The sequence below is a fragment of the Celeribacter ethanolicus genome (assembly GCF_001550095.1).
Taxonomy (GTDB): Bacteria; Pseudomonadota; Alphaproteobacteria; order Rhodobacterales; family Rhodobacteraceae; genus Celeribacter; species Celeribacter ethanolicus.
The window spans coordinates 68,801-87,127 of sequence record NZ_LRUC01000008.1 but is presented as its reverse complement, the minus strand read 5'-3'; the positions used below and the strand labels follow the sequence as shown (position 1 = coordinate 87,127).

The 18,327-nt window shown below is 59.9% G+C and carries 18 protein-coding genes; 11 read left to right on the top strand and 7 right to left on the bottom strand.

Annotated elements, in window-relative coordinates:
* Positions 1–24: 24 nt before the first annotated feature.
* Both hemH and NH195_RS03925 read right to left on the bottom strand, forming a co-directional pair.
* Positions 25–1,110 (bottom strand): ferrochelatase, encoded by a 1,086-nt coding sequence (hemH, locus tag NH195_RS03930; RefSeq protein ID WP_238379689.1) that lies wholly within the window; start codon positions 1,108–1,110, stop codon positions 25–27.
* A 58-nt stretch (positions 1,111–1,168) separates the two neighbouring features.
* The gene (locus tag NH195_RS03925; protein ID WP_066703397.1) at positions 1,169–1,993 is read right to left on the bottom strand and encodes a methyltransferase domain-containing protein; all 825 of its coding nucleotides are present in this window, start codon (positions 1,991–1,993) and stop codon (positions 1,169–1,171) included.
* Positions 1,994–2,047: 54 nt separating this feature from the next.
* On the opposite strand from NH195_RS03925, the gene NH195_RS03920 reads away from it, so the two are divergent.
* Genes NH195_RS03920 through NH195_RS03900 form a run of 5 tightly spaced genes read left to right on the top strand, consistent with a single transcriptional unit; the run spans position 2,048 to position 5,130 of the window.
* Positions 2,048–2,761, top strand: coding sequence for a ComF family protein (locus tag NH195_RS03920; RefSeq protein ID WP_066703394.1), 714 nt, complete (start codon positions 2,048–2,050; stop codon positions 2,759–2,761).
* A 38-nt stretch (positions 2,762–2,799) separates the two neighbouring features.
* Positions 2,800–3,057 carry a glutaredoxin 3 gene (gene grxC / locus NH195_RS03915; protein WP_066703391.1) on the top strand — a complete coding sequence of 86 codons (258 nt, stop codon included), beginning with the start codon at positions 2,800–2,802 and terminating at the stop codon, positions 3,055–3,057.
* Between the two features lie 3 nt (positions 3,058–3,060).
* Complete coding sequence (locus NH195_RS03910) at positions 3,061–3,897, top strand: carbon-nitrogen hydrolase family protein (protein WP_420795652.1); 837 nt, start codon at positions 3,061–3,063, stop codon at positions 3,895–3,897.
* On the top strand, positions 3,894–4,346 hold the full coding sequence (locus NH195_RS03905; protein ID WP_066703388.1) for a MarR family winged helix-turn-helix transcriptional regulator: 453 nt from the start codon (positions 3,894–3,896) through the stop codon (positions 4,344–4,346). Before NH195_RS03910 ends, NH195_RS03905 begins: the two co-directional genes overlap by 4 nt.
* Positions 4,333–5,130, top strand: coding sequence for a GNAT family N-acetyltransferase (locus NH195_RS03900; RefSeq protein ID WP_066703385.1), 798 nt, complete (start codon positions 4,333–4,335; stop codon positions 5,128–5,130). The genes NH195_RS03905 and NH195_RS03900 overlap by 14 nt, the downstream gene beginning before the upstream one ends.
* Positions 5,131–5,133: 3 nt before the next feature.
* Here NH195_RS03900 and ubiG read toward each other — a convergent pair whose 3' ends face one another.
* The gene (gene ubiG, locus NH195_RS03895) at positions 5,134–5,868 is read right to left on the bottom strand and encodes a bifunctional 2-polyprenyl-6-hydroxyphenol methylase/3-demethylubiquinol 3-O-methyltransferase UbiG (protein WP_066703602.1); all 735 of its coding nucleotides are present in this window, start codon (positions 5,866–5,868) and stop codon (positions 5,134–5,136) included.
* A gap of 69 nt (positions 5,869–5,937) precedes the next feature.
* Here ubiG and pip point away from each other — a divergent pair, with 69 nt between their 5' ends.
* The 5 genes from pip (at position 5,938) to infB (ending at position 12,483) form a co-directional block, all read left to right on the top strand.
* Positions 5,938–6,906 carry a prolyl aminopeptidase gene (pip, locus tag NH195_RS03890; protein WP_066703382.1) on the top strand — a complete coding sequence of 323 codons (969 nt, stop codon included), beginning with the start codon at positions 5,938–5,940 and terminating at the stop codon, positions 6,904–6,906.
* A 179-nt stretch (positions 6,907–7,085) separates the two neighbouring features.
* Positions 7,086–7,673: a ribosome maturation factor RimP gene (gene rimP, locus NH195_RS03885; protein WP_066703379.1), complete on the top strand. Its 588-nt coding sequence runs from the start codon at positions 7,086–7,088 to the stop codon at positions 7,671–7,673.
* Between the two features lie 13 nt (positions 7,674–7,686).
* The gene (gene nusA / locus NH195_RS03880; RefSeq protein ID WP_066703376.1) at positions 7,687–9,297 is read left to right on the top strand and encodes a transcription termination factor NusA; all 1,611 of its coding nucleotides are present in this window, start codon (positions 7,687–7,689) and stop codon (positions 9,295–9,297) included.
* A 28-nt stretch (positions 9,298–9,325) separates the two neighbouring features.
* Positions 9,326–9,958: an RNA-binding protein gene (locus NH195_RS03875; RefSeq protein WP_066703373.1), complete on the top strand. Its 633-nt coding sequence runs from the start codon at positions 9,326–9,328 to the stop codon at positions 9,956–9,958.
* A complete protein-coding gene (infB, locus tag NH195_RS03870; RefSeq protein WP_066703370.1) occupies positions 9,955–12,483 on the top strand; it encodes a translation initiation factor IF-2 in 2,529 nt (842 codons plus the stop codon). The genes NH195_RS03875 and infB overlap by 4 nt, the downstream gene beginning before the upstream one ends.
* An 84-nt stretch (positions 12,484–12,567) precedes the next feature.
* On the opposite strand, the gene NH195_RS21515 is transcribed toward infB, so the two are convergent.
* The 4 genes from NH195_RS21515 to NH195_RS03855 all read right to left on the bottom strand — a co-directional run bounded on the left by NH195_RS21515 (position 12,568) and on the right by NH195_RS03855 (position 15,372).
* Positions 12,568–12,708 (bottom strand): hypothetical protein, encoded by a 141-nt coding sequence (locus tag NH195_RS21515; RefSeq protein WP_096806137.1) that lies wholly within the window; start codon positions 12,706–12,708, stop codon positions 12,568–12,570.
* Positions 12,709–12,862: 154 nt separating this feature from the next.
* Positions 12,863–13,261 carry an 8-oxo-dGTP diphosphatase MutT gene (gene mutT, locus NH195_RS03865; protein WP_066703367.1) on the bottom strand — a complete coding sequence of 133 codons (399 nt, stop codon included), beginning with the start codon at positions 13,259–13,261 and terminating at the stop codon, positions 12,863–12,865.
* On the bottom strand, positions 13,258–14,505 hold the full coding sequence (argJ, locus tag NH195_RS03860; RefSeq protein WP_066703364.1) for a bifunctional glutamate N-acetyltransferase/amino-acid acetyltransferase ArgJ: 1,248 nt from the start codon (positions 14,503–14,505) through the stop codon (positions 13,258–13,260). Before argJ ends, mutT begins: the two co-directional genes overlap by 4 nt.
* Positions 14,506–14,529: 24 nt before the next feature.
* Entirely contained in the window at positions 14,530–15,372 is an 843-nt protein-coding gene (locus NH195_RS03855) for a peptidylprolyl isomerase (RefSeq protein WP_096806135.1), read from the bottom strand.
* Between the two features lie 180 nt (positions 15,373–15,552).
* Here NH195_RS03855 and secA point away from each other — a divergent pair, with 180 nt between their 5' ends.
* Positions 15,553–18,255: a preprotein translocase subunit SecA gene (gene secA, locus NH195_RS03850; protein ID WP_066703360.1), complete on the top strand. Its 2,703-nt coding sequence runs from the start codon at positions 15,553–15,555 to the stop codon at positions 18,253–18,255.
* The last annotated feature ends 72 nt before the right edge of the window (positions 18,256–18,327 follow it).

Below are 18,327 nucleotides of genomic sequence, written 5' to 3'. Positions count from 1 at the left end.
TGTCCAGAGGATGGGCCGGAGGGGTTACACCCATCCGGCAAGGTTTTTCCTGACCTGACCGACCAGCGCGCTGATGTGCAGCGGGTCCGCGTTGAGACAGGGGATATAGAGAAAATCCTCACCGCCTGCGTGCTCAAAGCTTTCCCTGATCTCTTCGTTGATCTCTTCGAGCGTCTCGATGCAATCGGCGGAAAAGGCCGGGGCGCAGACAGCAATGCTCTTGTTGCCTTTCCCGGCCTGACGCGCGACCTCTTCGACCGTATAGGGCTGAAGCCACTCTTCGGGGCCAAATTTGGACTGGAAGGTGGTCATGATCCGGGTTTCGTTCCAGCCCAGACGCTCTTTCAAAAGCCGAGTCGTTTTCTGGCATTGGCAATGATAGGGGTCGCCGCCCTCTTTCAGGTAGCGTTCCGGCAGGCCGTGATAGGAACAGATCAGGATGTCCGGTTTGCGCTTCGCCGCCGCATAGGCGCGCTCGACGGATTGCGCGAGGGCGTCGATATAGGCGGGATCGTCGAAATAGGGTGGCACGGTGCGGGACGCGGGTTGCCAGTTTTCTTCCATCAGTGCGCGGAAGAACTGATCATTTGCGGTCGCTGTCGTGGCCCCGGCATATTGCGGGTAGAGCGGGAAAAACAGGATTTTCGAGCAGCCTTCGGCAACCAGTTCTTCAACCTTGGATTTGGTTGAGGGGTTGCCGTAACGCATACAGAAATCGACCATGACCCGATCGCCATATTCCGCTTCGAGCGCAATCTTGATTGCACTCACCTGCTCCTTGGTGATCGTCATCAACGGGCTTTCATCCGCCTCGGTGTTCCAGATCGACTTGTAGGCCGCCCCGGATTTAGAGGGGCGGAAGGTCAGAACGATGCCTTGCAGAATCGGTTGCCATTTCCACCAAGGGTAGTCGATCACCCGCTTGTCGGACAGGAACTCACCCAGATACCGCCGCATCGACCAGTAATCCGTGGCGTCCGGGGTTCCGAGATTGGCGAGCAACACGCCGATCTTTTCCCTGGGCACTTTCGGATGGTCTTTCGGCGCATGCAGCGGACAGGTGGCGTCCGGTGCGTTGGTGTTCAGCCGCGAAGGCTTCATGAGTCCCATGTGATCTTCCTGATTTTTGTTTGTTCTAGGCTTAGGTCGGTTCGGGGGCGGGTCAAGCTCAGCCTTCCGGTAGCTTGAATTCTTCGGTGTGAAGCGCATCGGCCAGACGCATCCTCGCGGAGCCGGGCATCAGTGGTTTCGGCTGGCTCTCATCCGGTGCCCAACCGGTGAGAAATACCATGTCGAACGTGGCGATCAGTCGCCCGTCTTCGGAAAAGTGATCTTTGTAGAGTTGTTCGGCTGTCACGAAGAGTCGGGCCGGGCTCGGTATTCTGAGCCGGGCCGTCAGAGCATTGCTTTCTCCCATGGCGCGCAGGTCTTCGACCATGCGCGAAAGGGACGGGTAGGTCACCTTGCGCACGGTCTTGTCCGCGACCGGAAGGGCGAAGGAGGCACGTTGCAGCAAAGCACCGAGATCGCGCAGTTCCCCCATCGGCAGGACGCGCGGTGACAGCCCGCCGCTGACCATCGTCTCCGCCTGACCGAGACAGGCGCGCAGCTCATTGAGGGTCTGATCCCCGAAAAACGCGGCGATCATGAGCCCGTCCGGCTTAAGCGCGCGATTGCATTGGATGAGCTGTCCGACCGGATCGTTTGCCCAATGCAGGCTCATGGCGTGGATCACCAGATCATGCGCGCCCTCTTCGAGGGCGAGGATGTCATCGTCGGGGACGATCTTGGCCTCGGGAAAGTATCCTGCCCACATTTCGGGAAAACCCGTGACCACGGCGGGAGATGTAAACGATTTGTTAACCATATCCACCCGATCCTCGATTTCGAAACGGGCCTCCTCATGCAGGAAGAAATCCCCTCCCATCCGCATCGCACGTTGCCGGTTTCGGGCAATTTGTTCCCGATCGACGAGGAGAGGGGGCTGTGACATGGGGTTCGTCCTGATGATGGTCTGCGGGCGTCAATCTAGGTAGTCGGACGGGAAATGCAAAGACTGGCCAAACTGATCTATCCGGCGCAATGCCTGACCTGCGACGAAATGATCGAGGTTGAGCGTGGTCTGTGCCCGAAATGCTGGTCCGAAACGCCGTATATCGTGGATCATCCCTGCGATTGTTGCGGACGGCCTCTGGTCGGCGATGCCGAGGAGGGCGATCTGTGTGACGATTGCCGCAGCCGACCGAAGGACTGGGACCGTGGTCGGGCGGTCATGCTTTACGGAGGCAATGCGCGCTCCATGGTGTTGCGCTTCAAACATGGCGACCGTACCGATCTGGCGCATCCGATGGGAACCTGGCTCGCGGAGGCGGCAGCGCCCTTGATCGCGCCGGAGACGGTGGTGGCGCCGGTGCCGCTGCATTGGTTGCGCCTGCTCCGGCGGCGTTACAATCAATCGGCACTTTTGGGGCAGAGAGTCGCGAAACTCCATGGGGTGAACTACATTCCGGACCTGTTGAGGCGCCCGTCGGCGACGCGCAAGCTCGATGGCATGACGGCGGAACAGCGGCGCGATACCGTGGCTGGCGCCATCCGAATCAACCGCGCACAGGCTGGGCGGATCGAGGGGCGGCCCGTGTTGCTGATCGACGATGTGCTGACAACGGGTGCGACCTTGGGCGAATGTGCACAGGCCTGTCGCAAGGCTGGCGCGACGTCGGTCCATGTTGCGGTTCTGGCGCGCGTGGACAGGGAGGCCTAAATCCTTATAGTCGCCGCAAGACAAAAGGATTTCCTCTCATGCAACCCGTCACGCTCTACACAACGCCCATCTGCCCTTATTGCATTGCCGCCAAGCGTCTTCTCGACAGCAAGGGCGTTGAATACACCGACATCGACGTCATGGCCAATCCCGCACTGCGTCAGGAAATGATGCAACGTGCGCCCGGCAGTTATACCGTGCCGCAGATTTTCATCGGCGACACCCATGTCGGCGGTTGTGACGATCTCCATGCGCTCGAGCGCGCGGGCAAACTCGATCCGCTCCTGGCGGGCTGATCCATGTTGCGCGTCGGTCTCATCACCCTGAATTCGAGCGACGATCCGCTTTTCAACCTGCCGATCACGCAGGGCTTTGTGAACGCCGCTGCCGATGCGGGGGCCGAAATCGTGATGACGCCGGAGGTGACCAATTGCGTGTCTTCGTCGCGGGCCCATCAGAAAGAGGTCCTGTGTCACGAGGCCGACGATCCGACGCTGGCCGCTCTGCGTGAAACTGCCCGTTTGCGCCAGATTTGGCTCTTGATCGGCTCTCTAGGCCTGAAAACAGATGACCCGGACGGGCGTTTTGCCAACCGGTCTTTCCTGATCTCGCCGGAGGGAGAGATCGCTGCGCGTTACGATAAAATTCACATGTTCGATGTGGATGTGAGCGACACCGAGCGTTACCGCGAATCCGATGGCTATCGTCCCGGTGAAAAGGCGGTGGTTGCCACCACACCTTTTGCCAGGATCGGCATGACCATCTGTTACGACCTGCGTTTCCCGCATCTGCACCGGACGCTGGCGAAGGCGGGCGCACAGATCATCACCCAGCCTGCGGCTTTCACGGCGATCACCGGCGAGGCGCATTGGCATAGTCTGTTGCGCGCGCGGGCCATCGAAACCGGATGTTTCGTTCTGGCGCCGGCGCAGACCGGACATCACCGCGAAAAGGTCGATGTAAACCGCTGCACCTACGGGCATTCTCTGGCGGTGTCGCCTTGGGGCGAAGTGCTCTTCGATGGGGGCGTCGAGCCGGGTTGGGGTCTTGTCGAGCTTGATCTGGCCGAAGTCGACAAGGCGCGCAAACGCATTCCGGCCCTGTCGCACGATCGGGAGTTCAGGGTCGAGACATGAGCGGGTCTTCCAACAACGATGCCCTCTCGGTCGCGCTGTTTTCCGAGATTTTCATGGCCGATCAGTTGGCGCGCAACCGGCTGACCAAAGCCCTGCCGAAAGGTATGGAGATCAGCCATTTTTCCTTGCTCAATCACCTTGCGCGGCTGGGGGATGAGCGCTCTCCGGCCCAATTGGCCCGTGCCTTTCACGTCACCCGCGGCGCGATGACCAACACGATCAACAAGCTGGAATGGGCGGGGTATATCCACGTCCGGCCCGATTGGGACGATGCGCGCCGCAAATTCGTGTCGATTTCGCCCGCCGGACGCGCAGCCCGGGATGCGGCCCTGGCGGCGATTGCGCCGATCCTGTCTGATATTGTCGAGGCCATCGGAACGGAACGGGTAAAGGCGGCTCTGCCTGTGCTGCGCGAAATGAGGATACGGCTTGAAGATGACGGATCTTGAGACGCTCGAACTTGCAACGGACCTCCTCGTCATGGGGGATCAGTCCGAGTTGACGTGCCATGCGGACCGGTTTGTCCAGCACACGCCCGCTCAACCCGATTTCTGGTTCGGCAATCGCACGATTTTCAAGTCACTGCCGAAAAATGCGGCGGAAGCGGAGACACAGATCGCCATCGCGCAGGGGGATCATCCCGAGGCATATTTTCCCGTGATCTTCTGGGATGTGCCCGATGCGGATACGACACCTTTCGCAGCGGCATTCGAGACGGCAGGCTACGAGATCGAAACCGGGATCACGCTTGCGGGCGATCGGGCGGCGCGACCGGGCTTGCCGGACGGCATCGCGTTTCGGCAGATAATATCGGATGCCGACTGGGAGGCTGTGATTGCATTGCAGCTCGAGGGGATGTTGCGCGACGGATTCGAGCCGAACACAGCCCAAAGCTATATCGAAAAGAGCTTTTTGCGCAGGCGTCAGGTGAGTGAGGCTGGACGAGGCGTCTGGTACGGATTGTTCGAGGGGCAACTGCTTGTGGCCGATATGGGGCTGGTCTGGTCCCCGGCTCTGGTGCGCTACCAATCTGTCGAAACCCGCGCAAGCCATCGTCGTCGCGGCCTCTGCGCGGCATTTCTGGGGGAGGTCAGTGCATGCGCGGTGGCGCGTTATCCCGATGCGCGTCAGGTGATCGTGGCGGAAGACGGCACCACCGCTGCGCGACTGTATCAGCGCGCGGGGTTCGTTCCGGTCGAGCGGGTGGTGTCCGCGTCACGGACACCGAAATAGGGTCTATTTCTTGATTGAAGCCGTCACGTAATTGACCGAAAGATCGCGCGCCGAGATCGACCATTTCCACAGGATCGGATTGAACACGAAGCCTTTGCGGTCCACCGGTTCAAGACCCGCTTTCGAAATCAGGTCGACCAGCTCATCGGGCGTGATGAATTTCTTCCACTCATGGGTGCCTTTCGGCAGCCAGCGCATGACGACCTCGGCGCCAAAGATGGCCATGGCGTAGCTTTTCGGATTACGATTGAGTGTCGAACACAGCATCAAACCGCCCGGTTTCAAGAGTGTCTGGCAGGCGGTGAGATAGGCAAGCGGGTCGGCGACGTGCTCGACCACTTCCATGTTCAGCACAACGTCGAACTGCTCTCCGGCTTCGGCAAGTGCTTCGGCGGTGGTGTGACGATAGTCGATGTCGAGCCCGGATTGTTCGGCATGGACCTGTGCCACCGGAATATTGCGTTCCGCGGCATCCGCGCCCACGACGGTCGCGCCCAATCGCGCCATCGGTTCGGACAACAGCCCGCCACCACAGCCGATGTCGAGAAGACGCAACCCCTCAAACGGTTTGTCGGCGGACAGATCGCGCCCGAACTCTGCGGCAATTTGCGTGGTGATATAATCGAGCCGAACCGGGTTCATCATGTGCAAAGGCTTGAACTTGCCGGACGGGTCCCACCATTCGGCGGCCATGGCCTCGAATTTCGCGACCTCATCGGGGTCAATGGTGGTTTGCATGATCGCCTCCTTCATGTTCAACTCGCTTCGTCGGGACATCCGCTTGGACCCGCTCTATATAGGACACCCATGGACAAGGTCTCAGGCCAAAACAGCGCATACAGCTATCTCTATCCGCAAATCGCGGTTTATGACCACCGCATGCTGGATGTCGGCGACGGGCACAAGCTTTATGTCGAGCAAAGCGGCAATCCTGCGGGGATTCCGGTGGTGGTTTTGCATGGCGGTCCCGGTGGCGGGTGCAGCCCCTATATGCGGCGCTATTTCGATCCATCGCTCTATCGCATCATTCTGTTCGATCAGCGCGGCTGCGGGAAATCCCGGCCTTTTGCCTCGGTTGAGGCCAACACGACATGGCATCTTGTCGCCGATATCGAGCGTATTCGCGAGGCGCTGGGCATCGAGCGCTGGATGGTGTTCGGCGGAAGCTGGGGGGCAACCCTGGGTGTGGCCTATGCGGAGACTCACCCGGAGCGCGTGATCCATCTGGTGCTGCGCGGGGTCTTCCTTGCACGCAAAAGTGAACTCGACTGGTTCTATGCCGGGGGGGCGGGGCGGTTCTGGCCCATGCATTGGGCAGAGTTCCGCGATGCGATCCCACCGGAGGAGCGGGGCGATCTCATAACCGCCTATCACCGGCGCCTCTTTAGCGGCGACCACCGGCAGGAGGTCACCTATGGCCGGATCTGGTCGCGTTGGGAGAACGCTCTGGCGTCGCTGGGGTCCGATGGTGTCGTCGGCGATCCGGGGCCGGACTATGCCCGAACCTTTGCCCGGATCGAGAACCATTACTTTATCAACAAGGCCTTTCTCGATCACGACGGCCAGCTTTTGCGCAATGTCGACCGGATCGCGGAGGTGCCCGGCACCATCGTGCAGGGGCGGTTCGATATGATCTGCCCGCCGGAGACGGCTTATGAGCTGCACAAAGCCTGGCCGAAATCGCGGCTCATCATGGTCGGGCAGGCGGGGCATGCCCTGTCGGAGCCAGGGATCACCGAGGCGCTCGTGATGACCATGGATCGGCTGGGGCGTTGAGGGCGGGCGCGATAGGGCTTGCAGATTCGCCGCAGGGCGCGTATAGACCCCTCCAACAGCGGCGCTGTCGGGAGTTCCCGAGGCTCCACCGGGAAAGATCGACGGGCCGCGCGCCCGTTTTTTTGTGCCCTTACCGTGAGTTTCCTCATGAGGGCGTTGCCAGTTCTGAAAGGCAAGACATGTCCGAACTGATTGCCAAGACCGCGATCGACCGCCGGATGGCGGAAATCGTCGGCCCCGTCATCGAAGGGATGGGGTTCGAGCTTGTGCGCGTGCGTCTGATGTCCTCGACGAAATCGAAGACGCTGCAAATCATGGCCGAGCGCCCCGAAGGCGGCATCGAAGTTGACGAATGTGCCGAGATTTCCACTGCGGTTTCTGCTATTCTCGACGTCGAAGACCCTATCGAAGATGAATATACGCTCGAAGTGTCGAGCCCCGGGATCGACCGTCCGCTGACCCGTCTGAAGGATTTTGCAACCTTCGAGGGCTATGAGGCCAAGATCGAAACGACCGAGATGATCGACGGCCGCCGCCGTTTCAAGGGTGTGCTTGCCGGTGTCGAAGGGGACGAGGTTCTGCTCACCCTAGATGAGACTGGTGAAGAGGTCACCATCGGTCTGAATTTCGATTGGCTGTCGGACGCGAAACTCGTGCTGACCGATGAGCTGATCCGCGAAATGCTGCGTCAACGCAAAGCGAATGGCGCAATCGACGAAACCCAATTTGACGACATCGAGACCGACGACGGGTCTTCAGAGGATTGAGAGAGGACTGAATATGGCAATCACCTCTGCAAACCAGCTTGAGCTGTTGCAAACCGCCGAGGCCGTGGCCCGCGAGAAGATGATCGACCCGAATCTCGTGGTCGAAGCGATGGAAGAGTCCCTCGCCCGTGCCGCGAAATCGCGTTACGGCTCGGAAATGGACATCCGCGTCCACATCGACCGCAAGACCGGCCGCGCCACCTTCACCCGTGTGCGCACGGTGGTGGAAGACGAAGAGCTCGAGAACTACCAGGCCGAGCTGACCGTCGAACAGGCCAAGCAATACATGGCCGACCCACAGATCGGCGACGAGATCAAGGACGAGGTTCCGCCGGTGGAACTGGGCCGGATTGCCGCGCAATCCGCGAAACAGGTCATCCTGCAAAAAGTGCGCGAAGCCGAGCGTGATCGTCAGTACGACGAGTTCAAGGATCGTGTGGGCACCATCATCAACGGTGTTGTGAAACGCGAGGAATACGGCAACGTGATCGTCGACATCGGTCGCGGCGAAGGCATCCTGCGCCGCAACGAGAAGATCGGTCGCGAGACCTATCGCCCGAACGACCGCATCCGTTGCTACATCAAGGACGTGCGCCGCGAAGTGCGCGGGCCTCAAGTGTTTTTGAGCCGCACCGCGCCGGAATTCATGGCCGAACTGTTCAAGATGGAAGTGCCGGAAATCTACGACGGCATCATCGAGATCAAGGCCGTGGCCCGCGATCCGGGTTCGCGCGCGAAGATTGCCGTGATCTCCTATGACGGTTCCATCGACCCGGTCGGTGCCTGTGTCGGTATGCGCGGTTCGCGCGTGCAGGCCGTGGTGAACGAGCTTCAGGGCGAGAAAATCGACATCATTCCGTGGAATGACGATGCGCCGACCTTCCTCGTGAACGCGCTGCAACCTGCCGAAGTGTCGAAAGTTGTGCTCGACGAGGATGCTGGCAAGATCGAGGTCGTGGTGCCGGACGAGCAACTGTCGCTCGCCATCGGCCGTCGCGGTCAGAACGTGCGTCTGGCATCGCAGCTCACCGGTCTGGACATCGACATCCTGACCGAAGCTGAGGAATCGGAGCGTCGTCAGAAAGAATTCGCGGCCCGCACGCAGCTCTTCATGGACAGCCTCGATCTGGACGAATTCTTTGCCCAGCTTCTGGTCTCCGAGGGTTTCACGAACTTGGAAGAGGTCGCCTATGTCGACGTTGACGAGCTTCTGGTGATCGACGGTGTCGATGAAGATACGGCCACCGAGCTCCAGGCTCGGGCCCGTGACGTGCTCGAAGAGGCCAATCGCAAGGCGATGGAACATGCCCGTGAGCTGGGTGTGGAAGACAGCCTGGTTGATTTCGAGGGTCTGACACCCCAGATGATTGAGGCATTGGCCGAGGACGGCGTGAAGTCGCTGGAAGATTTCGCGACCTGCGCCGATTGGGAACTTGCCGGTGGCTGGACCACGGTGAACGGCGAACGTGTGAAGGACGACGGTGTTCTCGAAAAGTTCGACGTCTCCCTCGAAGAAGCCCAGAACCTCGTGATGACCGCACGCATTCAGCTTGGCTGGGTGGACCCGGCCGATCTCGAAGCCGAGGAAGAGGTTGACGAAACCACAGAGGAGAGCGAGGCCTGATCGGGCCTCGTTTGCAAGAAGGTGAGCGATGAGCAGAGGCGGACACACGAAAGTCAGGGATGAGGCGGAACGGCGCTGCATCGTCACGCGCGAGGCAGAGCCGCGGCGTGGTCTCATCCGGTTCGTGGTGGCGCCCGACGGGCTCATCGTTCCCGATCTGGCCGAGAAACTGCCGGGCCGGGGCTTTTGGATCAGCGCGGATCGTGCCGCTCTTGAAGAGGCTGTAAAGAAAAACCTCTTTGCTAAGGCAGCACGTCAACCGGTCACGGTACCCGACGGATTTGTCGATCTGCTTGAGGCGGGGCTGGCGGATCGGGTGGTGCATCTGATTTCTCTGGCCCGCAAGGCCGGTCAGGCAGTGTGCGGATTTGAAAAGGTCAAAAGCTGGCTGGCCGACGGGCATGCGAAGGTGCTGCTCCAGGCCTCGGACGGTTCTGAACGTGGCAAAGGCAAGCTTTGGACGCCCGAAGGCGGGCGTTGGTTCGGTCATCTGACGAGTTCCGAATTGGGTTTGGCTTTTGGCCGCGAAAGTGTGATACATGGCGCGCTCGCAGGTGGCGGACTCTCAAAACGTGTTGTAGAGGATGCCAACCGCCTTATGGGCGTGCGCGAGACAATCGGTGGAGAGGGCTCCGCCGGGAAGGGTAAGACGACGAAATGAGCGATACAGACGGCAAGAAAACCCTCGGCCTTCGTGGTGGTTCCGGTTCGGTGAAGCAAAGCTTCTCGCATGGGCGCACGAAGAACGTGGTTGTGGAAACCAAACGCAAACGTGTTGTGGTGCCGAAGCCGGGTGCTTCCAAGTCGTCGGGCTCGGGCAACCCGGCTTTGGGCGATCCGTCGAAACGTCCGGCTGGCATTTCCGATGCGGAGATGGAGCGCCGGATGAAGGCGCTGGCCGCTGCGAAGGCTGCGGAGGCCGAAGAGGCGAAAAAGCGCGAAGAAGATGAGAAGGCCCGCGAGGAAGAGCGCGAGCGCCGTCGTCGTGAGATCGAAGAAAAGGCCCGCGAAGAGGCGGAGCGCGAAGCGGCGCTGAAAGCCAAGGAAGAAGAGGACGCCCGTGCGGCGCGTGAGGCCGAAGAGGCCAAGAAGCGTGAAGCTGCGGCGAAATCCGCTGCCAAGAAACCGGCGCCGGCCCCGGCTGCTGAGAAGACTGACGATCCGGCTGCGGCGCAGGCTGCGATGCAGAAACAGGAACGTGGTGGTCGTGTCGCAACGCCGGTGCGCGGTCGCGAAACGCGTGAGCCGGATGATCGTAGCGGACGCAATAAGGGCGGTGACAACCGTCGTTCCGGCAAGCTGACCGTGAACCAAGCGCTGAACGGTGGCGAAGGCGGACGTCAACGCTCGATGGCCGCGATGAAGCGCAAACAGGAACGCATGCGCCAGAAGGCGATGGGCGGGGCGGATTCGCGCGAGAAAATCGTGCGTGACGTGCAGGTTCCGGAAACCATCGTGGTCTCCGAATTGGCGAACCGCATGGCCGAGCGCGTGGCCGATGTCGTGAAATCGCTCATGAAGATGGGCATGATGGTCACTCAGAACCAGTCGATCGACGCCGACACCGCCGAGCTGATCGTCGAGGAATTCGGCCACCGCATCCAACGTGTGTCCGACGCCGACGTCGAGGACGTGATCCAGTCGGTCGACGACAAGGCCGAAGATCTGAAACCGCGTCCACCGGTGATCACCATCATGGGCCACGTCGACCACGGGAAAACTTCCCTGCTCGATGCGATCCGTCATGCCAACGTGACCTCCGGTGAAGCCGGCGGCATCACCCAGCACATCGGCGCCTATCAGGTGACGACGGAATCCGGGTCTGTCTTGACCTTCCTCGATACGCCGGGCCACGCGGCCTTTACCTCCATGCGGTCCCGCGGGGCGCAGGTGACGGATATCGTGGTTCTGGTTGTGGCTGCCGATGACTCGGTCATGCCGCAAACGGTCGAAGCCATCGCGCACGCGAAGGCGGCGGGTGTTCCGATGATCGTGGCGATCAACAAATGCGACAAACCGGGCGCTGATCCGATGAAAGTGCGCACCGAACTTCTCCAATACGAGGTGATCGTGGAGGAAATGTCCGGTGAGGTGCAGGACGTTGAAGTCTCTGCCAAAACGGGCATGGGGCTCGACAATCTGCTCGAAGCCATCGCGCTTCAGGCCGAGATTCTCGAACTCAAGGCCAACCCGGATCGTGCCGCTGAAGGTGCCGTCATCGAAGCTCAGCTCGATGTGGGCCGCGGTCCGGTTGCCACCGTTCTGATCCAGAAAGGTACGCTCAAACGCGGCGATATCTTCGTTGTGGGTGAGCAATGGGGCAAGGTCCGTGCGCTGGTCAACGACAAGGGCGACCGCGTCGACGAGGCTGGCCCGTCCGTGCCGGTCGAGGTCTTGGGCCTGAACGGGACGCCGGAAGCCGGTGACGTGCTCAACGTTGTTGAGACCGAAGCGCAAGCCCGCGAGATTGCCGAGTATCGCGAACAGGCCGCCAAGGACAAACGTGCCGCCGCCGGTGCCGCGACAACCCTCGATCAGCTTCTGGCGAAGGCCAAAGCCGACGAGAACGTCAAGGAACTGCCGATCCTGGTGAAAGCCGACGTGCAGGGGTCCGCCGAAGCCATCGTTCAGGCGATGGAGAAAATCGGTAACGACGAGGTGCGTGTGCGCGTGCTGCACTACGGTGTGGGCGCGATCACCGAAACCGACATTGGCCTGGCCGAAGCCTCCGGCGCGCCGGTCATCGGCTTCAACGTTCGTGCCAATGCGCCCGCGCGCAATGCCGCGAACCAGAAGGGCGTGGAAATCCGCTATTATTCCGTGATCTACGATCTTGTGGATGACGTAAAAGCGGCGGCCTCCGGTCTTCTGTCTGCCGAGATCCGCGAAAACTTCATCGGTTATGCGCAGATCAAAGAGGTCTTCAAGGTCTCCGGCGTGGGCAAGGTTGCTGGCTGTCTCGTCACCGAAGGTGTGGCGCGTCGTTCCGCGGGCGTGCGCCTTCTGCGCGACGATGTGGTGATCCACGAAGGCACGCTGAAGACGCTTAAACGCTTCAAGGACGAGGTCAAAGAGGTCATTTCCGGTCAGGAATGCGGGATGGCTTTCGAGAATTACGACGACATCCGTCCGAACGATGTCATCGAGATTTTCGAACGCGAGGAAGTGGAACGCCAGCTCGACTGAGCTGTCGCCCCCTTTCAGGACCAAATCAAAAGGCGCGCCATTGGGCGCGCCTTTTTCGTGAAACTGTAGCGGACGACGATGGAATCAGGCGGCCTTGGTATAGGACACCGGTTTGCCGACGAAAGTCTTGTCGCCGACGCGCACCTGAATTTTTCCGTTGTCGGTTTCGCCAACATAGCGACCCTGAACGGAAATGTATTTTCCAAGAGTGATCGAACGCATCATTGCTTTATCCCCAGTTTGAATGACTTACCCAAAGAATTGCATAAATGCGGTCAAAAATCATTTACAAATTTAAGACAATTGGCATTTTTAAGCACAAATGTTGTGCATATGTAGGGGGTTTTGAAATAAAACGGCTTTTCTGCTTTGCGGCATTTCAAAGAAGATCGCGGAGAATCGGGATCAGCGGAATATCTGCGGGCGGCATCGGGTAGTCGCGCAACTCCGAGGCCTTTGCCCATTTCAACACCTGACCTTCGCGGGGTGTCGGAATACCCTTCCATTTGCGACAGGCAAAGAGCGGCATCATCAGGTGAAAATCGTCATAGCCATGGGAGGCAAAGGTCAGCGGTGCGAGGCAGGAATTCCAGGTCTCGATGCCGAGTTCTTCGTGCAATTCACGTACCAGTGCGGCTTCGGGAGTTTCCCCGGGTTCGACCTTGCCGCCGGGAAATTCCCAGAGACCCGCCATGGATTTTCCTTCCGGGCGCTGGGCAAGAAGCACGCGGCCCTCAACGTCTATGAGGGCCACGGCAGAAACGAGAACCAGCTTCACGAGCGATAATCCGCGTTGATCGTGATGTAGCCATGGGTGAGATCGCAGGTCCAGACGGTTGCGGTACCATTGTCGAGGCCAAGATCGACGCGAATGACGATTTCGTCATTCTTCATATAAGCGGCACCGGCTTCTTCGGAATAGGACGGCGCAACCCAGCCGTTTTCGGCAACCAAAATGTCACCAAACCAGATCGTCAGACGATCCCGCTCCGCACGCTCACCGGATTTGCCGACGGCCATGACGATACGACCCCAGTTCGGATCTTCTCCGGCCACGGCGGTTTTCACGAGCGGCGAATTGGCGATGGCCATGGCGACACGATGCGCCGGACCGCTAGCATTGGCGCCGGTGACCTGAACCTCGATCAGTTTGGTGGCGCCCTCGCCGTCGCGGGCGATCTGGATTGCGAGATCCTTCATCACCGCATGCAGAGCTTCGCGGAAGTCATGCACGCGCGGATCGGCGAAATCGGTGATCGTGCCCATCCCGGATTTGCCCGTCGCTGCAACAAGAACAGTGTCGGAGGTCGAGGTGTCGCCATCGACGGTGACGCAGTTGAAGGTCTTGGCATTGTCGAGCCAGAGACATTGTTGCAACACGTCACGGGTGATCGCGGCATCGGTGAAGATGTAGCAGAGCATGGTGGCCATATCGGGGGCAATCATGCCGGAGCCTTTGGCGAACCCGGCGATCTTAACCTCGACACCGTCGAGCGTGACGCTCTGTGTCGCACCCTTCGGGAAGGTGTCGGTGGTCATGATCGCACGGGCGGCCATTTCCATGGCATCTTCAGCGAGGGCGGCGTTGAGGTCGCCGATCTTGGCGGTGATCCGCTCCCATTTGATCGGCTCGCCGATCACGCCGGTCGAGGAGGTAAAGACGCGGTTCTGTTCGATCCTCATTTCTTCGGCAACGGCGGCGGTGATTTTTGCCACCGAGTCAAAGCCGCTCTTGCCGGTGAAGGCATTGGAGTTGCCGGAATTCACGAGGATCGCCGCCTTGCCCGGAAGATCGAGCCCGATCTTGTCCTGACAGTCGATCACCGCAGCGGAGCGGGTGGTCGAGCGGGTGAAGACACCGGCCACGGCCGTGCCCTCGCACAGTTCGGCCAGCATGACATCGGTCCGACCGGCGTAACGCACCCCGGCCTCGAGGGCGGCAAAACGCACCCCCTCGATCACAGGCAGGTCAGGAAAGCCCGCTTTCGGGGCGAGGGGAGAGACGTGATCAATCTTGGCCATGGTCGGCGATCCTCAAAGGTGATGTCAGTTCGCGATCAGATCGTCCATCCGCAGGGCGGAGGGTTCGATGCCTTCGACCATCTCCACATCGCCCTCGGTTTCGAGCGAGTCGAGTTTCGCCCGGATGGCCTGTTCCTGAATGTCGGCGGTCAGTTCGTCCTGAACGTCCTCGAGCGGCGGCACTTCGGCCAGACGGGTTTCCATCAGCTTGATGACATGCCAGCCGAACTGGGTCTGAACCGGTTCGGAAATCGCACCCTCTTCCATTTTCACTACAGCGTCTTCGAAGGGCGCGACCATCATACCCTTGCCGAACCAACCGAGATCGCCACCGTTCGGACCCGACGGGCCGGTGGATTTCTCGCGGGCGAGATCGGCGAAATCGGCACCGTTGTTCAGCTCTTCGATGATCGCTTTCGCCTCCTCCTCGCTGTCCACGAGGATATGCGCGGCGTGATATTCGCGGCCCGGTTCGAATTCGGCGAATTTGGCGTCATAGGCGGCCTTGAGCGCGTCGTCGGTCACAGCGGCATCGGCGATGGTTTCAAGAGCGTGACCCGCGATCAGTACCCGTTCCTCGTTGGCGAGCTGGTATTTCAGCGCGTCGGTGATGTCGCCGGCGGACTGTTTCAGCAGTTCCTGCTGCACGATCTGGTTCACGATGCCATCAAAAAGCTGTGCATCGGGCAGGCTCTGGTACTGATCCGGAAGGGATTGACGCGCCGCAATGATGTTGCCGAGGGTGATTTCGACCCCGTTGACACGCGCAACCACGGTGTTTGCGGTCATATCTTCGGCAAAAGAGGGCGCCGCGGCGGTGATGGCCAGCGAAAACAGGGCTGCGGTGGCGGAAATGCGGTATTTCATCGAGAAAATCCTTCCTGTCGGCGCCATTCCGGGGCGCGACGTTGACACTCATGATATGGCCCCTTACATCGCGATAGGTCACTGAAGAGGAGCCTTTGCGCCTGTTTCTATGGGTTGTGAGGCAACGGGGCAATCCCTCCTCTCACACGATCCTGTCAGGACGCATCGAGCGGAGAAAATATGCTGGGCATCGGTACACTCGCGAAAAAGGTTTTCGGGACCCCCAACGATCGCAAGATCAAGGCGACCCGACCTCTCGTGGCCAAGATCAACGCGCTGGAGCCGGAGTTCGAGAAACTCGACGATGCGGGTCTGATCGCCAAGACGGAAGAATTCAGGAAACGGGTGGCCGAAGGCGAGAGCCTCGATGCGCTTCTCGCGGAAGCCTTCGCCAACTGTCGCGAGGCGGCGCGCCGTGCGCTTGGCCTGCGTGCTTTCGACACCCAGCTTATGGGCGGCATCTTCCTGCATCAGGGCAATATCGCCGAGATGAAGACCGGTGAGGGTAAGACGCTGGTTGCCACCTTCCCGTCCTATCTGAACGCCCTGACGGGGAAGGGCGTTCATGTGGTGACGGTCAACGAATACCTTGCCAAGCGCGACGCCGAATGGATGACAAATGTGTTCGAAGCGCTCGGCATGACCTGTTCCTCGATCTATTCGAACCAGCCCGAAGCGGAAAAGCGCGCGGCCTATGCCTGCGACGTGACCTATGCGACGAACAACGAGCTGGGCTTCGATTACCTGCGCGACAACATGAAATCCGAGCTGAAGGACATGGTTCAGCGCGGGCATCATTTCGCCATCGTCGATGAGGTGGACTCCATTCTGATCGACGAGGCGCGCACGCCACTGATCATCTCGGGGCCATCGGACGACCGGTCCGAGCTGTATAAGGCCATCGACTCGCTGATCCCGGAACTGACCGAAGAGCATTACGAGATCGACGAGAAAACCCGTCAGGTGACCTTCACCGAAGAGGGCAATGAGTATCTCGAAAAACGCCTGCACGAGGCCGGGTTCCTGCCCGAAGGGCAAACGCTTTACGATCCGGAAAGCACCACCATCGTGCACCACGTGAACCAGGGCCTGCGTGCGCATAAGCTGTTCCAGAACGGCGTGCATTACATCGTGCGCAATGGTGAGGCGATGCTGATCGACGAATTCACCGGGCGGATGATGTCCGGGCGTCGTCTCTCCGAAGGTCTGCATCAGGCGATTGAGGCCAAAGAAGGGCTGGAGATCAAGCCTGAGAACATCACCATGGCTTCGGTGACCTTCCAGAACTATTTCCGTCTCTATGACAAACTTTCCGGTATGACCGGGACGGCCGCGACCGAGGCCGAGGAATTCATGGAGATCTACAAGCTGGGGGTGGTCGAAGTGCCGACCAACCGTCCGATCCAGCGGATCGACGAGCACGACCGGGTCTACCGTACGGAGGGTGAAAAACTCGCCGCCGTGGTTGAATCGATCAAGGAGGCGCATGAGAAAGGCCAGCCGGTTCTGGTCGGCACCACCTCCATCGAGAAATCCGAAGAGCTGTCGCAGCTTCTGACCCGTGAAGGCGTCACGCATAACGTGCTCAATGCCCGTCACCACGAACAGGAGGCGCAGATCGTTGCCGATGCCGGTAAATTCGGTGCGGTGACCATCGCCACCAACATGGCCGGGCGCGGCACCGACATTAAACTCGGCGGCAATGTCGAGATGAAGGTGATGGAGGCGATTGCCGCCAACCCCGAGGCCGAACCGGATGAAATCCGTGCGCGGATCGAGGCGGAACATGCCGAAGAAGAGAAACGTGTGTTGGAGGCAGGCGGGCTTTATGTTCTGGCCACCGAACGCCACGAATCCCGCCGCATCGACAATCAGTTGCGCGGTCGGTCCGGGCGTCAGGGCGACCCGGGGCGTTCCTTGTTCTTCCTGTCGCTCGATGACGATCTGATGCGGATTTTCGGTTCCGAGCGTCTCGACAAGATGTTGTCGTCGCTTGGGATGAAAGAGGGGGAGGCCATCGTCCACCCCTGGGTCAACAAATCGCTCGAAAAGGCGCAGGCGAAGGTCGAGGGCCGCAACTTCGACATCCGTAAACAGCTTCTGAAATTCGACGACGTGATGAACGACCAACGCAAGGTGGTGTTCTCCCAGCGTCGCGACATCATGGAATCGGAGAACGTCAACGAGATCGTCGAGGACATGCGTCACGAGGTGATCGAGGATCTGGTGGAGGAGGCGATCCCGCCGAAATCCTACCCGGATCAGTGGGACATCGAGCGGCTGCACAAAAGCGTTGCCGAGATGCTCAACATGGATCTGCCGATCAAGGACTGGGCCGAGGAAGAAGGTGTCGACGACGAGGCGATCAGCGAACGGATTTCAGAAACCTCCGACAAGATGATGGCGGAGAAGGAAGCGGCTTTCGGCGCCGATCAGATGCGCCAGATCGAGAAACAGTTCCTGCTGAACACGATCGACAGCAAATGGCGTGAACATCTTCTGACGCTCGAGCACCTGCGCTCCGTTGTCGGTTTCCGTGGCTATGCCCAGCGTGATCCGCTCAACGAATACAAGAACGAAAGCTTCCAGTTGTTCGAGAGCATGCTCGACAGCCTGCGCAGCGAAGTGACGCAAAAGCTTTCCCGTGTGCGTCCGATGACCGAGGAAGAGCGCAATGCCATGTTGCAACAGCTCATGGAGCAACAGGCGGCTCTCGCTGCCGGGGCAACGCCGCAGCGGGTGGACGAACCAGAAGAGGGGCATCCGAATGCCGTGCCGGGGTTCGACGAAAACGATCCCTCGACCTGGGGCAATCCGGGGCGCAACGATCTCTGTCCCTGTGGGTCCGGCAAGAAATTCAAACATTGCCATGGCGCCGTGTGATCCGGAGCCATACCGAAAACGGGCCCGTGCGAAAGCGCGGGCCTTTTTCATTGCTTGTTGATTTCCCGGCGG

Excerpts from the sequence above, each read along its gene's own strand:
- hemH (WP_238379689.1), bottom strand. The coding sequence starts at position 1,110 with ATGGGACTCATGAAGCCTTCGCGGCTGAACACCAACGCACCGGACGCC.
- NH195_RS03925 (WP_066703397.1), bottom strand. The coding sequence starts at position 1,993 with ATGTCACAGCCCCCTCTCCTCGTCGATCGGGAACAAATTGCCCGAAAC.
- NH195_RS03920 (WP_066703394.1), top strand. The coding sequence starts at position 2,048 with ATGCAAAGACTGGCCAAACTGATCTATCCGGCGCAATGCCTGACCTGC.
- grxC (WP_066703391.1), top strand. The coding sequence starts at position 2,800 with ATGCAACCCGTCACGCTCTACACAACGCCCATCTGCCCTTATTGCATT.
- NH195_RS03910 (WP_420795652.1), top strand. The coding sequence starts at position 3,061 with ATGTTGCGCGTCGGTCTCATCACCCTGAATTCGAGCGACGATCCGCTT.
- NH195_RS03905 (WP_066703388.1), top strand. The coding sequence starts at position 3,894 with ATGAGCGGGTCTTCCAACAACGATGCCCTCTCGGTCGCGCTGTTTTCC.
- NH195_RS03900 (WP_066703385.1), top strand. The coding sequence starts at position 4,333 with ATGACGGATCTTGAGACGCTCGAACTTGCAACGGACCTCCTCGTCATG.
- ubiG (WP_066703602.1), bottom strand. The coding sequence starts at position 5,868 with ATGCAAACCACCATTGACCCCGATGAGGTCGCGAAATTCGAGGCCATG.
- pip (WP_066703382.1), top strand. The coding sequence starts at position 5,938 with ATGGACAAGGTCTCAGGCCAAAACAGCGCATACAGCTATCTCTATCCG.
- rimP (WP_066703379.1), top strand. The coding sequence starts at position 7,086 with ATGTCCGAACTGATTGCCAAGACCGCGATCGACCGCCGGATGGCGGAA.
- nusA (WP_066703376.1), top strand. The coding sequence starts at position 7,687 with ATGGCAATCACCTCTGCAAACCAGCTTGAGCTGTTGCAAACCGCCGAG.
- NH195_RS03875 (WP_066703373.1), top strand. The coding sequence starts at position 9,326 with ATGAGCAGAGGCGGACACACGAAAGTCAGGGATGAGGCGGAACGGCGC.
- infB (WP_066703370.1), top strand. The coding sequence starts at position 9,955 with ATGAGCGATACAGACGGCAAGAAAACCCTCGGCCTTCGTGGTGGTTCC.
- NH195_RS21515 (WP_096806137.1), bottom strand. The coding sequence starts at position 12,708 with ATGATGCGTTCGATCACTCTTGGAAAATACATTTCCGTTCAGGGTCGC.
- argJ (WP_066703364.1), bottom strand. The coding sequence starts at position 14,505 with ATGGCCAAGATTGATCACGTCTCTCCCCTCGCCCCGAAAGCGGGCTTT.
- NH195_RS03855 (WP_096806135.1), bottom strand. The coding sequence starts at position 15,372 with ATGAAATACCGCATTTCCGCCACCGCAGCCCTGTTTTCGCTGGCCATC.
- secA (WP_066703360.1), top strand. The coding sequence starts at position 15,553 with ATGCTGGGCATCGGTACACTCGCGAAAAAGGTTTTCGGGACCCCCAAC.